We start from the raw sequence: 17,595 nt of genomic DNA, 5'->3' as shown, positions 1-17,595 counted from the left end.
TTTGCAGGCCCGGCCCTTTGAAAAGGCCGGGCCATTACCACATAAAGGTCTGGAGCGTCGTGCTCCTTTGGGATGAAAACGAAACGATGATGAAATTTGCTTCTCGCCGAAGCCGCGTCATGGTCGCTCTGGCTGCCGCCTTGGTTCTGGCCGGCAGCGCCGCCGAAGCACGCGTCGGCGGCGGACGAGGCAGCTTCGGATCGCGCGGCGCGCGCACCTATACGCCTCCTCCGGCAACCCGAACGGCGCCTGAGGCTGCTGCGCCCATTCAGCGCTCGCAGACTCCGAACCAGGGCCCGACCTACAACAATCCGGGTCTGCAGGGCCCGAACGTGGCGCAGCCGCGCCGCTTCGGCTTCGGTACGGGCCTGATGGCCGGCCTCTTCGGCGCGGGCCTGCTCGGCCTGCTCATGGGCAACGGCTTCTTCGGCGGTCTCGCAGGTCTGGCCTCGGTCGTGGGGCTTCTGCTCCAGATCGGCCTGATCGTGCTGCTGATCTCGTTCGCCATGAAGTGGTTCCGCCGGCGTGAGGCACCGTCCTATGCGGGTCCGCAGGGCTATCAGCGAACTACGGCAGGCGGCAGCGTGCCTCCGAGCGGCGGTCGCCCTATGGCGAGTGGCTTAGGCGGTTTGGCTGGTGGCGCTCTTGGCGGTGCATTGGGCGGCATGAACCAATATCGTCGCCGCACCGATGTGCGCGATGAGATCGGCATCGGCGAGCAGGATTACGCAGGCTTCGAGCGCTCGCTTGTCGAGTTGCAGGATGCCTATTCGCGTCAGGATATCGAAAAACTCTGGACATTGGCCACGCCTGAAATGGCGGGCTACATCCAGGAGGAGCTCAACGACAACGCTGCGCGCGGTGTCGTGAACAAGGTCTCGAACGTACGCCTGCTTCAGGGTGATCTCTCCGAAGCCTGGCGTGAGGGCGCGACGGAATATGCGACCGTTGCCATGCGCTTCTCGCTAATCGACGTCCTGACCGACAAGGCGACTGGCCGGGTGTTGGAGGGTGATCCCACGAAACCTGAGGAAGCCCGGGAGGTGTGGACCTTCCGTCGCGTCCAGGGCGGTCCGTGGAAGATCTCCGCGATCCAGCAGGCGTAAGCTTTGATACTGATCGACATCAAAGCGGCCGGTGCGAACCGGCCGCTTTTCGTTTCACGATCGCGAGACGATCATTCTGCCGCCTGGCGGCGACCGGCGTGAGACCCTTCGCGGATCTCCTCGACGATCTTGCTCACGAAGGCGTCGAGATCGCCTGGATTGCGGCTCGTGATCACGCCTTGATCTGTCACGACTGTCTCATCGCGCCACTGGCCGCCGGCGTTCATCACGTCCGTCTTGATGGAGTGATAGGAGGTGCATTGCTTGCCCTTGATGATGCCTGCTTCGACAAGCAGCCACGGCGCGTGGCAGATGGCGGCAATCACTTTGCCGGATGAGTAGAAGGCGCGGATGATCTCGATGGCTTTCGGCTCAACGCGCAGCTTGTCGGGGTTGATCTGTCCACCGGGCAGCACGAGCGCATCGTAGGCGGACGCATCGATCGTCTCGATATCTTTGTCGACCGTCACGCTCTTGCCCCAATCCTTCTCGTCCCACCCGCGGATCTCATCCGGCTTCATGCGTGACCGAGGCGCTGCGACTTCAACCGTTGCCCCTGCTTCCGAGAGCTTTTTCTGCGGCACCATGAGCTCTGACTGCTCGAAACCATCCGTCGCCATAATGAGGATCTTGGCCTGTTGTATGTCAGGCATGACGCTCTCCATCGTTTTGTAGCGGACGCCGGTGGAACGGGTGAAGAGGGCAGGGGTTCCGAAAGCCATTCGCATGCGGAACCTGACCTGCATGGCCTTGTTGACCCAATCACGAACAATTCAAGAAGGATGCAAAGGATGGCCAATCCAGGCGCTCCCACGAACGAACCACTGCCCGGCGGAAACATTCCGAGCGAGGTGCCGCCCGGCACGGATCCTGACGATCTGCCGGATACGGGGCCGACAGGTCCGCGCACGCCTTACCCCGTAAACGATCCGGGGATCACCGATCCGAGAGGACCCGGCTCCGAACCTGATTACCTGCCCGGCAATCCGACAGGTCCGGGAACACGGTTCTGATCCTTGAGCATCGGACCCAAAAGTTCAAATCCACTTTTCACGTCCGATGCTGTAGCGAATAACCGCGTCCACTTGTCCGCACGTGCGCTAGCGGAGTTAGATTTCGAGAATGGCGTAGGATTTCCCTCCTGGCTTCTCGATGTGCTTGGCCACGTTGTAGACCGGCTGCCCTCCAGGCGTGCGTCCTTCGAAGCGGCCGCGATGCGCGTGGCCGTGCACGATGGCGCTCACCTTGAAGCGGTCGATGGTCTCGGCCAGCCGTGAGGAGCCGAGGAAGGGATAGATCTCAAGCGGCTCGCTTTCAATGGTGTCAACGACAGGCGCATAGTGGAGAATGACGACGGATCGCTTGGCTTTGACATGCCGCATGGCATTCTCGAGTCGCAATGTCTCGTTCATGGTCTCGTTGACGAACTGCTTCATGGCAGGCTCGCCGAAGTAGCCCAGCATGCGTCGTCCGAAACCGCCGGCAAATCCCTTCACGCCGACGAAGCCGACGCCGTCGATCTCGACGGATTGCCCGTCGAGCAGTTTCATGCCCGCGTCGCGAAGAATATGCGCCACCTGTTCATGGGCTCCGCACTCGTAATCGTGGTTGCCGAGCACGCCGACAACGGGGATCGAGCAAGCCTTGAGGTCCTGCGCGAGGAGCTCCGCTTCCTTCGGCTTGCCGAGATCCGTCAGGTCGCCGGCAAGGACGAGGACATCCGCCTCTCGCGAGATTTCGCCAAACAATTCGCGGTAGCATTCCGCATTGTCTTCACGCACGTGAAGATCGCCCATGGCCGCGATCTTCAAGGTCTTCTCAATTTCACTCATTCCGCCATTCACCTTCGCCGCCGACATCGGCGAAGCCCCATTGCTTCACGTCAATTTCATAGTCGATGCGGGAGAACATCCGCCCGCGGCACACCTTCATCTGCGGCGGCGGGAGGTCGAGCTGCTTTGCAAGCCTGTCGAGCAGTTCGTCCATGACCCAGCGCGGAACCTTGTCACGCTCGGACGGATAGATCCAACGGAAGTTGAGCAGGTGCATAAGCAGCACTTCCCAATGCACTTCCATGTAGGCGAGCAGGCCATGCCAGTCGATCTGATCATGAGCCTTGAGGATGGTGTGCGCCACATCTGCACCATCATAGCGGTGACGAAGCTGAATGAAGCACTTGGACCAGACGAGTTCCGTCGGTCCTACGATGCGGACAGACGAGCCGAACACTTCGATTTGCCGCGCGTGCTCGAACCATTGATCGCCAATGGGCATCGTGCCGTTCGAGGAGGCGAAGATCACATCGAAGAAATACTGCCCCTTGAAAACTTTGCCGAGCCAGCGGTCATCCTCGATCTCGACGGAATATCCAAGATTCTTGAAATGCGATAGCACGCGCGTGTAGTCGCCCGCCTTGCAGAAAATGTCGAGATCCTTCGTCGGGCGCGTGATGCCGGTATAGGCCGAGAGAGCATAGGTGCCGGCGAGCAGGAAGGGTAGGCCGAGTTGGTTCAGCTCCCGCAGAGCCTCGGCGTAGAACGCCTCGGACTCCGGGTATTTCAGCGTCGGCTCTGCCTTGGCATCCATGATCGGGACGCTCTGGGGAGGATGGGAGGTAAGGTTTGGGTCGTGAGCTGCCATAGGCTTTGTCCAAAGCGGAGCCGATGATGACCCGCGTTCGACAACCGTATGGCCGTAATGAAGTTCCGCAGCGGCTCAGCTTAAGCTGAGAGAGCTCGGATGTTCCCGTGAGCATGCCCGCATCACGATGGACATCGATGTGGCTAATGATCCCCGTGAGAAGTGCGGACGTCCCTCGGGCTGTTGAGGATCTCCAGCAGGCTTGTGGCGATGTGCCGGGCCTCGTCATCCTTGAGACGCAATAAGAAAGGCGGCAGCATACCGGCCTGCAGACCCACCACCGCCAGTCCATGCTCATCCGTGCCGACATCGATGGTTGAGGACGTGACCTCCACCAGTTCTTCCGGGGCGTCATCGCCTGTCTCGCCGCCTTCGCCGATAGCAATGAGGAGTTGGCTCAGGGCCTTGACGAGCGAGCGGGCGGCATGCGGGTCCATGACGACCGCGGTTGATTGTTCGCCCTTCTGGAAGGCGAGCTGGATGTTGTCGCCCTCGAGCGTAACGGAAATACCTGCCATTGCTTGTCCTCATCCTTCCCAATGGCATATGGGGTCGCGCGCATTCGGGAAAAGGTAAGGTCTTGGTACGACAGATGCGCCCCGTCCCCAAGAGGTAGAGGCGCATCTATGTTGGCAGCGGTCAGCTTTTCAGGGGAAATCCTCCCCTGAAAAGCTGGAAGTCAGGTGCTGCTCTTGCGCCCCGAGGACCCGCCTTCACCTGTTCCTGTCGTGCTCATTTCAGGCCGCCCGACCGTTCCGGCCCCTGCTGCGCCCGTGCCGGAAAGTATGCTGCCGCCCATGCCCATGTCGGCATATTGCTGGACGCGCAGGTTGTTCTGCACATGCGTGACGCCCGAGACGGTTTCCGCGATGTCCTCCGCATGACGCTTCTCGAAGCGGCTGTTCACCGTACCGCTCAAGGTAACCTCGCGATTGGACACCGACACCTCGATCTCGGAAGCATCGATATGGGGATCGTCGGTCAGGCGATCGTTCACGTCTTCCATGATCCGCGCGTCGGAGCGCTGATAGCCTTTCGGGCCGCGGCCGCGATGGTGGCTCGCCCGGCGCACATCCTGCTCGCGGCGGCGTTCGGCTTCCTCATCGCCGAACCAGGAGCGAACCTCGTCTCCGGCGCGCTCGAAGAAGCCTCTGTCCTCATTGTAATCCCGAGAGCCCCGGCCGAAGCTGGCGGAGCTGAAGCGGTCTTGGTCGCGGCCATAGGAGCCGACGGCGCGGGGACGATAGCCCCGGTCACGGTCCCAGGTTCTGTCGGAGCTGAAGATGGATGAAGGATCGTAGTCACGGTCCCCGCCGACGACATCCCGCCAGTCGCGGGCCGAGCCGCCCGTGCCATAGCCCGCAGAATCCCCGTAATCGCGCCTGGGCGTCCTTTCGTAGCCGGGATCACGGCTGCGGTCGGGGTCGTAGCCGGCGCGTTCATTGCCGAAGCCTCGACGGGCAATGTAACCATCATCGTCGCGATAGCGATTATTAGCCATGGGAGCGCTCCTTCCATTGTTTTGGGGATAGGCCCGCCATTGGGCGAAAGCCTTGCTCCATCAACGTGAGGCCGCACGAGCCGTTCCTCTCGGTGCATCCTGAAAGGCCGCGCTTGAACGCCTTCGCCGGGATCGCATTGACGGGGTGGTTCAATCATCCGAAGCCGAGGTTCCCATGGCGGATCTATCAGGTTTGAGCGACGAGGCTTTGGCGGTTTTCGCCTTTGCGGCCTATCACCAGCTCTCCAGCGGCCAGATGGTGAGAAGCGTGGTCCGGCGCGACGGAGCAGGTCACAAGGCCAGCGACAAGGCCGTTTCCGAGTTGCAGGGCAGAGGCCTCATCGAGGCCGACTGAGAAGAGATCCGCTTCACGAGCGAGGGGGAAAAGGTCCTCCAAGCTCTTGTCTCAGGCTTCAGGGGCGCGGGGACTACCTAACATGGCTTTGCCGTCCTGCCTTGCAATTGCCCTATCCTTACCCTACCTTTCCGTCATCGACATTTGGCCGGACGACTGGGCTACTTCGCTTTGGCACTGCCGGGCGCACGTTCCTTCTCTCTACCAATATCGACTAACGGGCGAATTGGCCTCGAGCCCCCGCCCACGTGCAAGCGACAGTGAAAGGATTTCCCATGGAACAGGGAACCGTGAAGTGGTATAATGAAACCAAGGGTTATGGTTTCATCCAGCCCGACAACGGCGGCAAGGACGTGTTCGTGCATGCGACGGCGCTTGAGCGCGCCGGTATGCGCGGTCTGCGCGAAGGTCAGAAGATCTCCTACGAGCTTCAGACTGACCAGCGCACCGGCCGTACCTCTGCAGTGAATCTGCAGAACGCGTAAGGTTTGATACTTGAGAGCGTGCCGGGCACGCTCTCTTGCCTATCGGCCGTTCCGCTTGAGGGGCGGCTTTTTTGTTATGAGAAAGGCTTTGCATGGCAAAGGAAGAACTGATCACCTTCGAAGGACTTGTGACCGAAATTCTGCCGGATGCGCGCTACCGCGTGCAGCTCGACAATGGCCATGAGGTCATCGCTTACACGGCCGGCAAGATGAAGAAGAACCGCATCAAGACCCTCGCGGGTGACCGCGTCACGGTCGAGATGTCGCCCTACGATCTCGAAAAGGGCCGGCTCATCTTCCGCCACAAGGATTCGGGTGCATCGTCCGGCCCGCGTCCGCCGCAGCGTGGCGGCCAGCAGTTCCGGCGCCGGTAAGCCGATTGCGCGTACTTTAAGCGGCGCAATTCCTGTCCATCATTCGATGAATGAAAGCCCGGGAGCGGTCTTCCGCTTCGCCGGGCTTTGGCGTTTGAGGTCGACGGTGATCAGGCGACCGCGTGCATGACCGAGAGAGTGACGCGATCGGGGCCGATATCCTCATCCATGTCTTCGAAGTGCATGAGCTCTGCGAGGCGATTGCGCGCACGGTTCACGCGGCTCTTGATCGTACCCACCGCGCAGCCGCAGATCTCCGCCGCCTGCTCGTAGGAGAATCCCGATGCGCCGACCAGCAGCAGCGCCTCGCGTTGATCATGCGGCAGACGCGCGAGAGCCTTCTGCAGATCCTCGAAATCGAGGTGGGGTATCTGATCCGGCTGCACCGAGAGGGCGGCTGCGTACTTTCCGTCCGCATCCTCCACCTCGCGCCGCCGCTTGCGGTACTCGGAGTGGAAGAGATTGCGCAGGATGGTGAAGAGCCATGCCTGCATGTTGGTGCCGGGTTGGAAGCGATCGATATTGGCGATTGCCCGCATCAATGTTTCCTGCACGAGATCGTCCGCGCGGTCCACGTTGTTCGTCAGAGAAATGGCGAAGGCGCGCAGGTTGGGCGTTGCCTTGAGCATGGAATCGCGAAGATCGGTATCGATGCTCATGATTGCTGTTTCTCCGGCTTCCGCTCGTCCAAACGATTGATGATCTCGATGAAGCGATCCGGAACCGGCTGCTCGCCGAGCGCCAGCGTTTCGTAAAATTGACGCAGACGCTGACCGAGCTGGGCCTGAACCGAACGGCTAAGCGCTGGTGACGAAGATTTTCTGAGGCCCGGAACAGGCTCTGGATCGTAATGAGGCATGTGATTTGGATTCTTTTTCTGCATCGGGTCGTCCTGGTCCGTAGAGAGCGGCGACCTCCCGCAGGGGTCGCGCTACACGGCGGCACCCAATCGCCGTGAGGGTAACGCCAAGCCATCTTGATCGTTCCGTTACGGCAAAGATTCATTCCGGACGCTTTCATAAGGCGTTTGGGAACCAAATTGTTACAGCCAAGTTTCCCTGCAACAGCTCAGTTCCGGCTGAGGAATGCTGATCCTGTCTTGTGGATCGTCCATGCAGGAAGAAGTGCTCCTCCAGCCGAAGCCAAAATGGAGGCACTCATGGCCGTCAGCACCATCTTGCTTATCCTTGTCATTCTCCTGCTCATCGGCGCTGTGCCGGCGTGGCCCTACAGCCGCGGCTGGGGCTACGGTCCAAGCGGTCTTCTCGGCGTAATCCTGCTGATCCTGATCATCCTGCTGCTGATGGGAAGGCTCTGACGGGAACCGGACACGGTGAAAAAGGAAAGGCGGCCTTCAAGCCGCCCTTTGCCTTTGGGCTAGAGCATCGGATCCAAAAGTGGGATGCACTTCTGGGATTGATCCGATGCTCCCTTTTTGGAATCGCGCATCGTTGAGTGCGGAAAACCGGATCCACTTTTCGCTGACGCGGACCTTCGGTTCCGCACGATGCGCTAAGATCTGCTCTGGCGTCAGGGTTGCTGCTCAGCTCGTGCGCATCCGCACATCCTCGTCGGCAAATGCATCATAGTTTCATTGCCGTCGCTGGCATTCAGGAGCTTGCCTCTTGAGGGATGCAGGCCCCTTGAATGGCACGGCCGACTTTCATCAAGCCATTGTGCTGAGAAAGCCCCCCGTCATCTGTTATCCCCTTAGCGAATGACGGGGGAAGCTCCTCAACGTCCCTTCCGTCCACCCTTGTATTTCGGCTTCTGTCCCGCAAAGCCCTGTGTCGAACGGCCCGTCGGACGTTCGCGGAAGTTCAGCGGTATTTCGCGATCCGTGCCTGGGCCCATCTCGTCGAGGCCAGGCTTGCGGATGCGCGTGCCTTCATCCGAGCGACCCTTGCCGAGCGGGCCGTAAGCATCCGAATCCTCGTCACCTTCGCTCGCGCCTTCCCCTGAAGGCGGCAGTCCCTTCGGTGGCAGGTTGGCATTGCGGCCATATTTGCGCGAGCCGCCATACTTGCCGGCATCGCGCTCCACATCGCTCTGGCGCGCCATGGGGTCGTCGCTGATGGCAAGCTCCGTGGCCTGCAGGCGCTTGAGTTCGTCGCGCAGGCGCGCGGCTTCCTCGAACTCCAGGTTCGCGGCGGCTTCGCGCATGCGCTTTTCCATATCCGCGATCACGGCCTTGAGGTTGTGGCCCACGGTCTTGTCAGCGAGACCTGTATCGACGGAAACATGATCGCGCTCATAGACGCTTTCCAGAATGTCCGCGATGTTCTTCTTCACACTCTGCGGCGTGATGCCGTGCTCGGCGTTATAGGCGAGTTGCTTCTCGCGGCGGCGGTTGGTTTCCGCAATCGCGCGCTCCATGGAGCCCGTAATCTGATCCGCGTAAAGGATCGCCTTGCCTTCCACGTTGCGCGCTGCGCGGCCGATGGTCTGCACGAGCGAGGTCTCAGATCGCAGGAAGCCTTCCTTGTCCGCATCGAGAATAGCGACGAGCGCGCATTCCGGAATGTCCAAACCTTCGCGCAGCAGGTTGATGCCGATGAGCACGTCGAAGGCGCCAAGGCGCAGGTCGCGGATGATCTCGATGCGCTCCAGCGTGTCGATGTCCGAGTGCATGTAGCGCACGCGCACGCCGTTCTCGTGGAGATATTCCGTGAGGTCTTCCGCCATGCGCTTGGTGAGCGTGGTGACGAGGGTGCGGTAGCCTTTCGCGGAGAGCTCCTTCACCTCGTGCAGCAGATCGTCCACCTGCGAACGGGCGGGGCGGATCTCCACCACCGGGTCGACGAGGCCCGTCGGGCGAATGACCTGCTCGACGAAGACGCCGCCGGTCTGCTCCATCTCCCATTTGCCGGGGGTCGCCGACACATGGATCGATTGCGGGCGCATGGCATCCCACTCCTCGAAGCGCAGGGGGCGGTTGTCGAGGCAGGAGGGGAGGCGGAAGCCGTATTCAGCGAGCGTCGCCTTGCGGCGGAAGTCGCCGCGATACATGCCGCCAATCTGCGGCACGGTGACGTGACTCTCGTCGGTGAAGACAAGCGCGTTGTCGGGAAGATATTCGAACAGGGTCGGCGGGGGCTCGCCGGGCTTGCGGCCGGTGAGATAGCGCGAATAGTTCTCGATGCCGTTGCACACGCCGGTGGCCTCGATCATCTCGAGGTCGAACTGCGTGCGCTGCTCCAGCCGCTGCGCTTCGAGCAGGCGGCCCATGCGGGCAAGCTCCTGCAGACGGTGCTGCAGCTCTTCCTGAATACCCTTCACGGCCTGCTGCAAGGTCGGGCGCGGCGTGACATAGTGCGAGTTCGCGTAGACCTTCACAAAGGAAAGATCGTTGGTCTTCTTGCCGGTGAGCGGATCGAACTCGACGATGCTCTCGATCTCATCGCCGAAGAGGCCGATGCGCCAGGCGCAGTCTTCCAAGTGGGCCGGGAAGAGTTCAATGACATCGCCGCGCACACGGAACGTGCCGCGCGCGAAATCGCTCTGGATGCGCTTGTACTGCAACGCCACGAGATCCGCGATGAGCTGGCGCTGTTCGATGCGCTCGCCCACCTTCACGGAGAAGGTCATGGCGGTATAGGTTTCCACCGAGCCGATACCGTAGATGCACGATACCGACGCCACGATGATCACGTCGTCGCGTTCGAGCAACGCACGCGTCGCCGAGTGGCGCATGCGGTCGATCTGCTCGTTGATGGAGCTTTCCTTCTCGATGAAGGTGTCCGAACGTGGAACGTAGGCTTCCGGCTGGTAGTAGTCGTAGTACGAGACGAAATATTCCACCGCGTTGTCGGGGAAGAACGACTTGAACTCGCCGTAGAGCTGAGCGGCCAGCGTCTTGTTGGGCGCGAGGATGAGCGCGGGGCGCTGCGTCTCCTCGATCACCTTCGCCATGGTAAAGGTCTTGCCCGAGCCGGTGACGCCGAGCAGCACTTGGTCGCGCTCGGCGCGCCGCACGCCGTCCACGAGTTCGCGGATCGCCTGCGGCTGGTCGCCGGAAGGCGTGAAATCGGACTTGATCTTGAACGGAATGCCGCCTTCCGATTTCTCGGGGCGGGGCGGGCGATGAGGCACCCAGGGCTTGCCGTTCTTGAAGCGCGGATCGCCTTCGGTCAGCAGCTTCGTGAGCGCATCGACCGTGGCCGTGACGCCGGAGCCAGGCGCGAGGTCTCCCAGCTCGTCCGCCACATCCGGCCCATCGTCAGGCCCTTTGAGGCCTAGCTTCTTGGCCAGCGCCGGATCGACATCCGTAATGTCGCCGTGGATGAAGGTTTCCTGAGCGCGCTCGGCAAAACCCTCGGCCGCCTCCCGTTCCCGGTTGACGGCGGGATTCAAGAGATCGGCCAGATACGGATCCAGCGGCTTGAGCTCAGGTTTGGACGCCTTCCCGGTGGAAAGCTTGGGCTTCTTGGGTGACTTGGCCATAGAACGAATATGGTACAAAAGAGTGAAGATTGAAAGGGTCGGGGATCTCTTCCTGACCGTCATCCACCCGTCATGAGACTGACGCAGAACAGCCCCGCCAGGCTCAACCATGTCGCGGGGATATCATGAACCGTTCTCTCGTTGTCGGCTCGCTTGCCGCCATCCTTCTGTCGGGTACTGCTCTTAACGCATCAGCCGCCGAATATTTCGATCGCATCGCCAGCTTCCCGATCACAGCCAATCTGCCGCCGGCCGATGCCGATCAGAAGGCCGAGACCGTGGCCGAGATCGTCTCAGCGAGCGAGGACGGCAAGCTCCTGATTTATACCGATAGCCCGCGCAAGGCGCTGGGCTTCATCGACATCGCCGATCCTGCCCAGCTTAAGGCGGGCGGATCGATTCCCGTTGGCGGCGAGCCGACTTCGGTGAAGGTGGTGGGTGGAACCGCCTACGTGGCTGTGAACACCTCCGAGAGCTTCACCAATCCCAGCGGCAAGCTCGTGTCGGTTGATCTGGCGAGCCGGAAGGTTTCCGCCGAATGTGCGCTCCCCGGACAGCCGGACTCGGTTGCAGAGAATGCCGGGATCCTCGCCATCGCCATCGAGAACGAGCGCAACGAGGAGGTCAATGAAGGGGCGCTGCCGCAACTGCCGGCCGGGGCGCTGGTGGTTGCCTCGCTCAATGGCGACAAGCTGGAATGCGCGGCTCTCAGGACCGTCGATATGACCGGCCTTGCGACTGTTGCGGGCGAGGACCCGGAGCCCGAATTCGTCGACGTGTCGAGCGAAGGCAAGGTCGTCGTGACCCTGCAGGAGAACAACCACCTCGTTGTGGTGGACGGAAAGACCGGTAGGGTCGAGACGCACTTCTCCGCAGGCAAGGTGGATCTGAAGAACATCGACACCAAGAAGGATGGCAAGATCGATCTGGGCGGCTCGCAGGACAGCGCTCCTCGTGAGCCCGACACTGTGCGCTGGCTCGACGCGAACCGTTTCGTGACAGCCAACGAAGGCGACTGGAAGGGCGGCTCGCGCGGCTTCACCATCTTCAACAAGGATGGCTCGGTCGCCTACGAATCCGGCGCGAGCCTGGAGCACGAGATCGTGTCGCTCGGCCACTATCCTGAGAAACGCAACAAGAAGGGCGCAGAAATCGAAGGCGTGGAAACGGCCCGCTACGGCAACGACCGGCTGATCTTCGTCGGCTCCGAGCGCGCTTCCGTCGTGGCCGTTTATCGTGACACGGGCGCGGCACCTGAACTGCTGCAGGTCCTGCCGACGGGCATCGGACCCGAAGGCTTGCTCGCCATTTCCTCCCGCAACCTGTTCGTCGCGACGAGCGAAACCGATCTGCACGGCGACGGCGGCGCCGCCCCGCACGTGATGATCTATCAGCGCGCGGAGCGTGCGGCTCCTGCTTATCCGACCATCCGCTCGATCAAGAACAATGATGGCCTGCCGATTGCTTGGGGTGCGTTGTCCGGCATCGCGGCTGACAAGGCGCAGGCTGGCAAGCTCTATGCCGTGACCGATAGTGCCTATGCCGGTGCACCCCGCATCCTCACTATCGATGCGACGAAGAGGCCCGCGCTGATTACCGGTGAAGTGCTCGTGACGCGCAGCGGACAGGCTGCGGAAAAGCTCGACCTGGAAGGCATCGCCGTTTCCAGCGACGGCGGCTTCTGGCTCGCCTCCGAAGGCAATCCCGAGAAGGGACTCAAGAACCTCCTGGTCAAGGTTGATGCTAAAGGCGTGGTCCAGGAGGAGATCGCCCTTCCGGCAAACATTGAAGAAGGCGCCAAGAACTATGGATATGAGGGCGTCACCGTCATGGGCTCCGGCAACAGCGAGATCGTGTGGCTTGCCGTGCAGCGTGAATGGGCGAATGACGGCAAGGGCGCGGTGAAGCTCCTGGCCTATAAGCCTTCCGACAAGAGCTGGGGCGCTGTGCGCTATCCTCTCGACAAGACGGAGACGGGCTGGATCGGCCTTTCCGAGATCACGGCCGCGGGCGATCGTGTGATCATCATCGAGCGCGACAACCAGATCGCCGGGAGGGCGAAGGTGAAGAAGCTCTACTCGGTTGCGGCTTCCGACATGAAGCCGGTGGCCCTCGGTGGGGAGCTGCCGCTGGTGAAAAAGACCGAACTGCGCGACCTGCTGAGCGATCTTAAAGCGGCGAAAGGCTACGTGCTCGACAAGGTGGAGAGCTTCGCCATCGACGCTGCGGGAGATGCCTACATCATCACGGACAATGATGGCGTGGACAACTCGTCCGGCGAGACGCAGTTCATCAGGCTCGGAAAGCTCTGAGCGACTGCTGTAACGGCTTGAAAGAATGCGAAAGGGCTGCTCCCGAGCAGCCCTTGTTCGTTTTAGGCCGTGTGCTTCTGAGCCCTCTTAATACCCCGCAGCGCCTTCACCAATGGCACGGCCACGAAGTGGATGAGCGGGATCAGCACAGCGCCCAGGACGAGACCGAAGACGCCCGAACCTGCTGCCGTGACCAGCCATTCCACGGCGCCGCTCAAGGCGGGGACAGCATGAGCTGCTGCAACCGCAATATCGTGGATTGCGTGACCGAGCCAGCTGAAGCCGTAGCCTTCGAGCCCATGAATGATGATGCCGCCGCCGACCCAGATCATCGCAGCCGTGCCTACGATCCCGAGGATGCGCAGGAGCACCGGCATGGCGCGCACGAGGCCGCGCCCGAAGCCGCGCGTGAGGGGAGCCAGAGCCCTGTCGGCCGAGGAGGGGACAATCCCATTGCGCCGCATGAGCCTTGAGATGGGGCGGTCATTGGTAGCCAGTGCGACGCCCGCGTCGTCCGCCTTCACGATCAGCGCCACGCCACCATAGACCAGCCCCGTGATGCCGATGCCGACTGCTGCGAGCACAAAGGCCTGCATCGTCGTCGAGGCCCCGGAGACGGTACCGAGCGTGATTGCCATGATCTCGGCGGAGAGAATGAAGTCGGTCTTGATCGCGCCGTTGACCTTCTCGTCCTCAACACTCTGGGCCGTCTGCACCGCTTCGCCGAGAGCGGCCTCATGCTGATGCGCACGGTGAGGGAAGAGCGCCTCGAAGACCTTCTCCGAACCCTCATAGCAAAGATAGGCACCGCCGATCATCAGCAGCGGCGTGATGGCCCAGGGCGCGAGGAAACTCAGGAGCAGTGCTGCCGGCAGCAGATAGATCAGCTTGTTCTTGAGAGAGCCCCAAGCGATCCTGCCGACGATCGGCAATTCGCGCGCGGCCGCAAAGCCCACCACGTAGCGCGGCGTGACCGCCGCATCGTCGATCACCACCCCCGCTGCCTTTGCACCCGCCTTGGCCGCCTGAGCCCCCACGTCATCCAGGGAGGCTGCGGCCACCTTGGCCAAACCGACAATGTCGTCCAAGAGGGCGATCAGGCCGATGCTCATGAGGGCTCCTGTCGAAAGGGAAGCGGAAGAGGGTCAGAATGTTCGGGAACAGCTAAACCGCTTCTCCCGGTTTCGACAACGCCCGAGGTGCAATTTCGGTGCAAAGACAATCAGGGCTTCGTTCTTGAGCCTGCGTGCATAAGGCACTCATTGGCCTTTGTAGAACCGACGCATGAAAGGGGCGGCTTTCGCCGTGGAAAGCCGCCGCCTGAGGAAAGCAACGCATGAAGCGTAAGGGTCTAAGGATCAGCCTGGCAGCAGCACCGTGTCCATCACATGGATCACGCCGTTCGACTGCATGACGTCGGAGATCATGATCACAGACGTCGGTCCTTCCTGTTTTGGATGCTCAGCCCGTTGTCGGAGGGACCATGACCGGATGCAGGAGAGGAGAAAAAATTTTCAGGAAAAGGTTCTAGGAGGGTCAAGCTGAGAAGACCGTCGGCCCTCTCAGGTAAAGTTCGACGCGATCAAGCTCAACCTTGGTGTCAGGTGTCTCTTCTGGCTGCACATTCAAAACCGGTGTGCTCTCCGGCACAGAAACGACCGGAGCCTCCGTGTCATGATTGAGCACTTCGCGGATGGTCTGCAGAGCCTTGTCCTGCTTCTTCTCTTCAGGGCTTTCGTCAGGATTGCGCGGAGTCATGGTGTCCTCCTTAGGCAGTCGGCGGGAGTGTTTGCTCAATCCGTGTCGCAAATAGGGCACCGTCACAGTGCCATCGATGCTGTGCCTTTCATGACGACAGGATCCGTCGACATTCCTCTCGGCGAACCAATCAGGGGCCCGACGGAGATCGCAAAGAGTTGATCCGAATGCGGGTGGGGCATGTTCTGCATATTGAGCAGAACTGTCCTGGCAGCGTGGATCATGCCCACGGAAACAGGCGCGCCGGCCGGGTTCGGAAACGCCCAGACCTGGATGGAGTAGGTGTGTTGGAACCTGCAAATCGCCGCTCAGGCGCAACTGCGACCCATGGCGTTGAGGCCCTCATCGAGAAGATCCGCAAGGTTCGGGATGCCGATGAGCCAGTCGGCGGTGGAGAGCGAGCTGGCTTCCTCCCGCTCGCGGGCCAGGCGGACGGCATCCCCCCATTCCTCGGGTTCCATATCGCCCCGGCCGATATAGACGAGAGCGATCAGATCCGCGCGCTCATCATCGTTGAGGCCTGCAATCACGTCTCGAAGCTCCGCTTCCGTGGCATCATCAGGCGAGGAGGTGAGAGCGTCGATAGCGCCATCGTCGATGGGGTTCGAGCCCGAGGCCGGATCGGTGGGGCCCTCTTTCACGTCAATGGCCCTGACACGGAGAATGAGTTCGCAGACCTTGTCGAGCGCGATATCCATCGAAGTCCTCTTGAGCATCTTTGCTGAATTCTGTGACAGGAAAACCCTCAAGACGGCTTTCGGTTCGGTGAGCGGCCAGGCTTTCGGCGCTACGGAAGCCAACCGTATCGTTCAGCAGAGGGGCAGGGGTGAAAACGCACTCAGCCCCACCCAGACGCACTTGCCACGGCAAGAAGAACATTATTTCATGGTCCAGATGGAGACGGGTTCTCAAGGAGAGAGAGATGAGTTTTGAAACGCGAGGCCTGAAGGCATTGATTGCCTCCATGGCATTGGCCATCGGGCTCTCCAGCGCTGGCCTGGCTCAGCCTTCCTCCGCCAGCCGCCTTGCCCCGTCCCAGCCAGGGACTGATGTTTACATTCTCTCCTTTGGCCTATGGGGGCCGCAGAGCGTTTTCGAGAGTGAAGCAAAAGGGGCAGCCCGCGTGCTTGAGGCGAGCCTGAAGAGCAAAGGCCGCACCATTGTGGGCTTCAACAGCAAGCGCAGCGCAGGCGCGACGCCGCAGACGATCCGCAATGCCATACAGACCGTCGGTCGGGTGATCGACCCTGACGACGTGCTGGTGTTCTTTCTCACGTCCCATGGCAGTACGGATGGTGCTGCCATTGTGACTCGAGACGATCATAATGTGATTACTCCCGACAACGTTCAGCACCTGCTGCAGGAAAGCCGCGCGCGTTATCGCGTCGTGATCGTCTCCGCCTGCTATTCTGGCGTCTTTGCGAGGAAGCTCGCGGATGAGCGCACGCTCGTCATCACGGCGGCATCTGCCGACAGGTCTTCGTTCGGATGCAGGGATGGGGCGACCTGGACCTATTTCGGCGATGCTTTCTTCAACAAGGCCATGCGCGGCGAGAGACGCCTCGATATCGCTTTCGAGAAGGCGCGTCTCCTCGTCACCCGGCGTGAGCAGCGTGAAGGGTTCGATCCTTCCAATCCGCAGATCGCAGGCGGTTCCGAAGTGCTGGCGCGGCTCAGCGAGCGTGAGACTGCTCCCTCGCAGCAACCATGCCGAGTGCCGCGAGCCAACGCTCAATCCGCCGCCTGTTGACTCCGAAATCCGAGCGGCCGATCTGGCTGCGGGAGTAGAGCGCCAGAGTGGAATGCCCTTCATCCAGCGCGATCACCTGCGCCACAACGGTGTCAGGATAGCGCATGAGCTTCGTGCGCACGAGAAAGCGATCCTGCTCCGCGCTCGTTTCCAACAGCGACGTGTTGGGTTGTGATAAGACCACTTCGGAAACGATGACGCGAAGGCGGGTGGCCGGCAGGGAAAACACCGGCGGCTCATCGTCAGGCTTCGCGTTCGGGCAGAAGTCCTGTGGGCAGGTGAGGGCGTCGTTCGGGGTCTTTCGCCGTGTGAGCGTCTTGAAGTCGACCGCGCCGAGATCGGGGGAGCCGAAGATCGATTGCCAGAAGCGATCGAGACCTGCCTCCCAGGCACGCCAGGGGAAAGGCTTAAGGGATGGACAGCTGTCTTCTTCGCCATGCCTCGGCCTTGATCGCTTGACACCTCGCCTCAGAAGAATAGGGCAGAGAACAGTATCTCCCAATCGTCCTGCCTCGTGATCCTCATGAATCCTCAGACCGCACCTGTTCTTCTTCTCATTGCCTCGAACGTCTTCATGACCTTTGCCTGGTATGGGCATTTGAAGTTCAAGACTTCACCTCTCTGGATCGCGGTGATGGCGTCCTGGTGCATCGCCTTCATCGAATACTGGTTCGCCGTGCCGGCCAATCGCATCGGCTCGGCGGTCTATTCGGCGGCCGAGCTGAAGACCATCCAGGAGGTCATCACGCTGGTGGTCTTCGCAGGCTTTTCGGTGCTCTACCTGAAGGAGCCGCTGAGCTGGAACCACCTCATCGGTTTCGTGCTGATTGCTTCAGGCGCAGCCTTCATCTTCCACGGGCGGTAAGCTCGC

Annotated in this window: 23 protein-coding genes; 9 read left to right on the top strand and 14 right to left on the bottom strand. The window is 61.1% G+C overall.

Translation table 11 applies throughout. The features are described from left to right. Positions 1 to 86 precede the first annotated feature (86 nt). On the top strand, positions 87 to 1,106 hold the full coding sequence (locus DC522_RS20510; RefSeq protein WP_116530498.1) for a Tim44 domain-containing protein: 1,020 nt from the start codon (positions 87 to 89) through the stop codon (positions 1,104 to 1,106). Positions 1,107 to 1,177: 71 nt separating this feature from the next. Here the strand turns inward: DC522_RS20510 and DC522_RS20505 are convergent, their stop codons facing one another. Continuing rightward, positions 1,178 to 1,759: a type 1 glutamine amidotransferase domain-containing protein gene (locus DC522_RS20505; protein ID WP_116530517.1), complete on the bottom strand. Its 582-nt coding sequence runs from the start codon at positions 1,757 to 1,759 to the stop codon at positions 1,178 to 1,180. Positions 1,760 to 1,897: 138 nt separating this feature from the next. Between DC522_RS20505 and DC522_RS20500 the strand changes: the two genes are divergently transcribed. Continuing rightward, positions 1,898 to 2,119 carry a hypothetical protein gene (locus DC522_RS20500; protein ID WP_116530497.1) on the top strand — a complete coding sequence of 74 codons (222 nt, stop codon included), beginning with the start codon at positions 1,898 to 1,900 and terminating at the stop codon, positions 2,117 to 2,119. Between the two features lie 96 nt (positions 2,120 to 2,215). On the opposite strand, the gene DC522_RS20495 is transcribed toward DC522_RS20500, so the two are convergent. From DC522_RS20495 to DC522_RS20480, 4 genes are all read right to left on the bottom strand, one after another. Continuing rightward, on the bottom strand, positions 2,216 to 2,938 hold the full coding sequence (locus DC522_RS20495) for a metallophosphoesterase (RefSeq protein ID WP_116530516.1): 723 nt from the start codon (positions 2,936 to 2,938) through the stop codon (positions 2,216 to 2,218). Beyond that, the gene (locus DC522_RS20490; RefSeq protein ID WP_371680089.1) at positions 2,931 to 3,746 is read right to left on the bottom strand and encodes a nucleotidyltransferase family protein; all 816 of its coding nucleotides are present in this window, start codon (positions 3,744 to 3,746) and stop codon (positions 2,931 to 2,933) included. Before DC522_RS20490 ends, DC522_RS20495 begins: the two co-directional genes overlap by 8 nt. 143 nt (positions 3,747 to 3,889) lie before the next feature. After that, complete coding sequence (locus DC522_RS20485) at positions 3,890 to 4,264, bottom strand: hypothetical protein (RefSeq protein ID WP_116530496.1); 375 nt, start codon at positions 4,262 to 4,264, stop codon at positions 3,890 to 3,892. 161 nt (positions 4,265 to 4,425) lie between these two features. Next, complete coding sequence (locus DC522_RS20480; protein WP_116530495.1) at positions 4,426 to 5,247, bottom strand: BON domain-containing protein; 822 nt, start codon at positions 5,245 to 5,247, stop codon at positions 4,426 to 4,428. 175 nt (positions 5,248 to 5,422) lie between these two features. On the opposite strand from DC522_RS20480, the gene DC522_RS20475 reads away from it, so the two are divergent. From DC522_RS20475 to infA, 3 genes are all read left to right on the top strand, one after another. Further along, positions 5,423 to 5,602, top strand: a complete 180-nt coding sequence (locus tag DC522_RS20475) for a hypothetical protein (RefSeq protein WP_116530494.1) — start codon at positions 5,423 to 5,425, stop codon at positions 5,600 to 5,602. A 275-nt stretch (positions 5,603 to 5,877) separates the two neighbouring features. Beyond that, positions 5,878 to 6,087: a cold-shock protein gene (locus DC522_RS20470; RefSeq protein WP_047188264.1), complete on the top strand. Its 210-nt coding sequence runs from the start codon at positions 5,878 to 5,880 to the stop codon at positions 6,085 to 6,087. Between the two features lie 92 nt (positions 6,088 to 6,179). Further along, a complete protein-coding gene (gene infA / locus DC522_RS20465; protein ID WP_047188265.1) occupies positions 6,180 to 6,461 on the top strand; it encodes a translation initiation factor IF-1 in 282 nt (93 codons plus the stop codon). Positions 6,462 to 6,571: 110 nt separating this feature from the next. Here infA and DC522_RS20460 read toward each other — a convergent pair whose 3' ends face one another. Together DC522_RS20460 and DC522_RS34320 are read right to left on the bottom strand one after the other, a co-directional pair. Next, positions 6,572 to 7,120 (bottom strand): sigma-70 family RNA polymerase sigma factor, encoded by a 549-nt coding sequence (locus DC522_RS20460; RefSeq protein ID WP_116530493.1) that lies wholly within the window; start codon positions 7,118 to 7,120, stop codon positions 6,572 to 6,574. Continuing rightward, a complete protein-coding gene (locus tag DC522_RS34320; protein WP_133239324.1) occupies positions 7,117 to 7,344 on the bottom strand; it encodes a NepR family anti-sigma factor in 228 nt (75 codons plus the stop codon). Before DC522_RS34320 ends, DC522_RS20460 begins: the two co-directional genes overlap by 4 nt. Positions 7,345 to 7,620: 276 nt before the next feature. Between DC522_RS34320 and DC522_RS20455 the strand changes: the two genes are divergently transcribed. Next, positions 7,621 to 7,779 (top strand): DUF3309 family protein, encoded by a 159-nt coding sequence (locus DC522_RS20455; protein WP_047188268.1) that lies wholly within the window; start codon positions 7,621 to 7,623, stop codon positions 7,777 to 7,779. A 416-nt stretch (positions 7,780 to 8,195) separates the two neighbouring features. Here DC522_RS20455 and uvrB read toward each other — a convergent pair whose 3' ends face one another. Further along, positions 8,196 to 10,904 (bottom strand): excinuclease ABC subunit UvrB, encoded by a 2,709-nt coding sequence (uvrB, locus tag DC522_RS20450; RefSeq protein ID WP_116530492.1) that lies wholly within the window; start codon positions 10,902 to 10,904, stop codon positions 8,196 to 8,198. 125 nt (positions 10,905 to 11,029) lie between these two features. Between uvrB and DC522_RS20445 the strand changes: the two genes are divergently transcribed. After that, positions 11,030 to 13,216: an esterase-like activity of phytase family protein gene (locus DC522_RS20445; protein WP_116530491.1), complete on the top strand. Its 2,187-nt coding sequence runs from the start codon at positions 11,030 to 11,032 to the stop codon at positions 13,214 to 13,216. 62 nt (positions 13,217 to 13,278) lie between these two features. Here DC522_RS20445 and DC522_RS20440 read toward each other — a convergent pair whose 3' ends face one another. The 5 genes from DC522_RS20440 to DC522_RS20420 all read right to left on the bottom strand — a co-directional run bounded on the left by DC522_RS20440 (position 13,279) and on the right by DC522_RS20420 (position 15,672). Continuing rightward, on the bottom strand, positions 13,279 to 14,328 hold the full coding sequence (locus DC522_RS20440) for a DUF808 domain-containing protein (protein ID WP_116530490.1): 1,050 nt from the start codon (positions 14,326 to 14,328) through the stop codon (positions 13,279 to 13,281). Between the two features lie 246 nt (positions 14,329 to 14,574). Then, complete coding sequence (locus DC522_RS37330) at positions 14,575 to 14,643, bottom strand: fasciclin domain-containing protein (RefSeq protein ID WP_116530514.1); 69 nt, start codon at positions 14,641 to 14,643, stop codon at positions 14,575 to 14,577. Between the two features lie 109 nt (positions 14,644 to 14,752). Further along, the gene (locus DC522_RS20430; RefSeq protein WP_116530489.1) at positions 14,753 to 14,974 is read right to left on the bottom strand and encodes a hypothetical protein; all 222 of its coding nucleotides are present in this window, start codon (positions 14,972 to 14,974) and stop codon (positions 14,753 to 14,755) included. A gap of 62 nt (positions 14,975 to 15,036) precedes the next feature. Continuing rightward, positions 15,037 to 15,249 carry an anti-sigma factor domain-containing protein gene (locus tag DC522_RS37325; RefSeq protein WP_371680098.1) on the bottom strand — a complete coding sequence of 71 codons (213 nt, stop codon included), beginning with the start codon at positions 15,247 to 15,249 and terminating at the stop codon, positions 15,037 to 15,039. Positions 15,250 to 15,282: 33 nt separating this feature from the next. Beyond that, positions 15,283 to 15,672 (bottom strand): DUF3775 domain-containing protein, encoded by a 390-nt coding sequence (locus DC522_RS20420; protein WP_116530487.1) that lies wholly within the window; start codon positions 15,670 to 15,672, stop codon positions 15,283 to 15,285. 224 nt (positions 15,673 to 15,896) lie between these two features. Between DC522_RS20420 and DC522_RS20410 the strand changes: the two genes are divergently transcribed. Then, on the top strand, positions 15,897 to 16,724 hold the full coding sequence (locus tag DC522_RS20410; RefSeq protein WP_116530485.1) for a C13 family peptidase: 828 nt from the start codon (positions 15,897 to 15,899) through the stop codon (positions 16,722 to 16,724). On the opposite strand, the gene DC522_RS20405 is transcribed toward DC522_RS20410, so the two are convergent. Then, entirely contained in the window at positions 16,648 to 17,226 is a 579-nt protein-coding gene (locus DC522_RS20405) for a DUF1499 domain-containing protein (protein ID WP_165820229.1), read from the bottom strand. The two genes, DC522_RS20410 and DC522_RS20405, sit on opposite strands and share 77 nt — an antisense overlap. A gap of 21 nt (positions 17,227 to 17,247) precedes the next feature. Between DC522_RS20405 and DC522_RS20400 the strand changes: the two genes are divergently transcribed. Then, the gene (locus DC522_RS20400) at positions 17,248 to 17,589 is read left to right on the top strand and encodes a DMT family protein (RefSeq protein WP_116530512.1); all 342 of its coding nucleotides are present in this window, start codon (positions 17,248 to 17,250) and stop codon (positions 17,587 to 17,589) included. The last annotated feature ends 6 nt before the right edge of the window (positions 17,590 to 17,595 follow it).

Origin of the sequence: Microvirga sp. KLBC 81, from assembly GCF_003075415.1 — a bacterium.
GTDB lineage: Bacteria > Pseudomonadota > Alphaproteobacteria > Rhizobiales > Beijerinckiaceae > Microvirga.
This window is presented reverse-complemented; position numbering and strand designations above follow the sequence as displayed.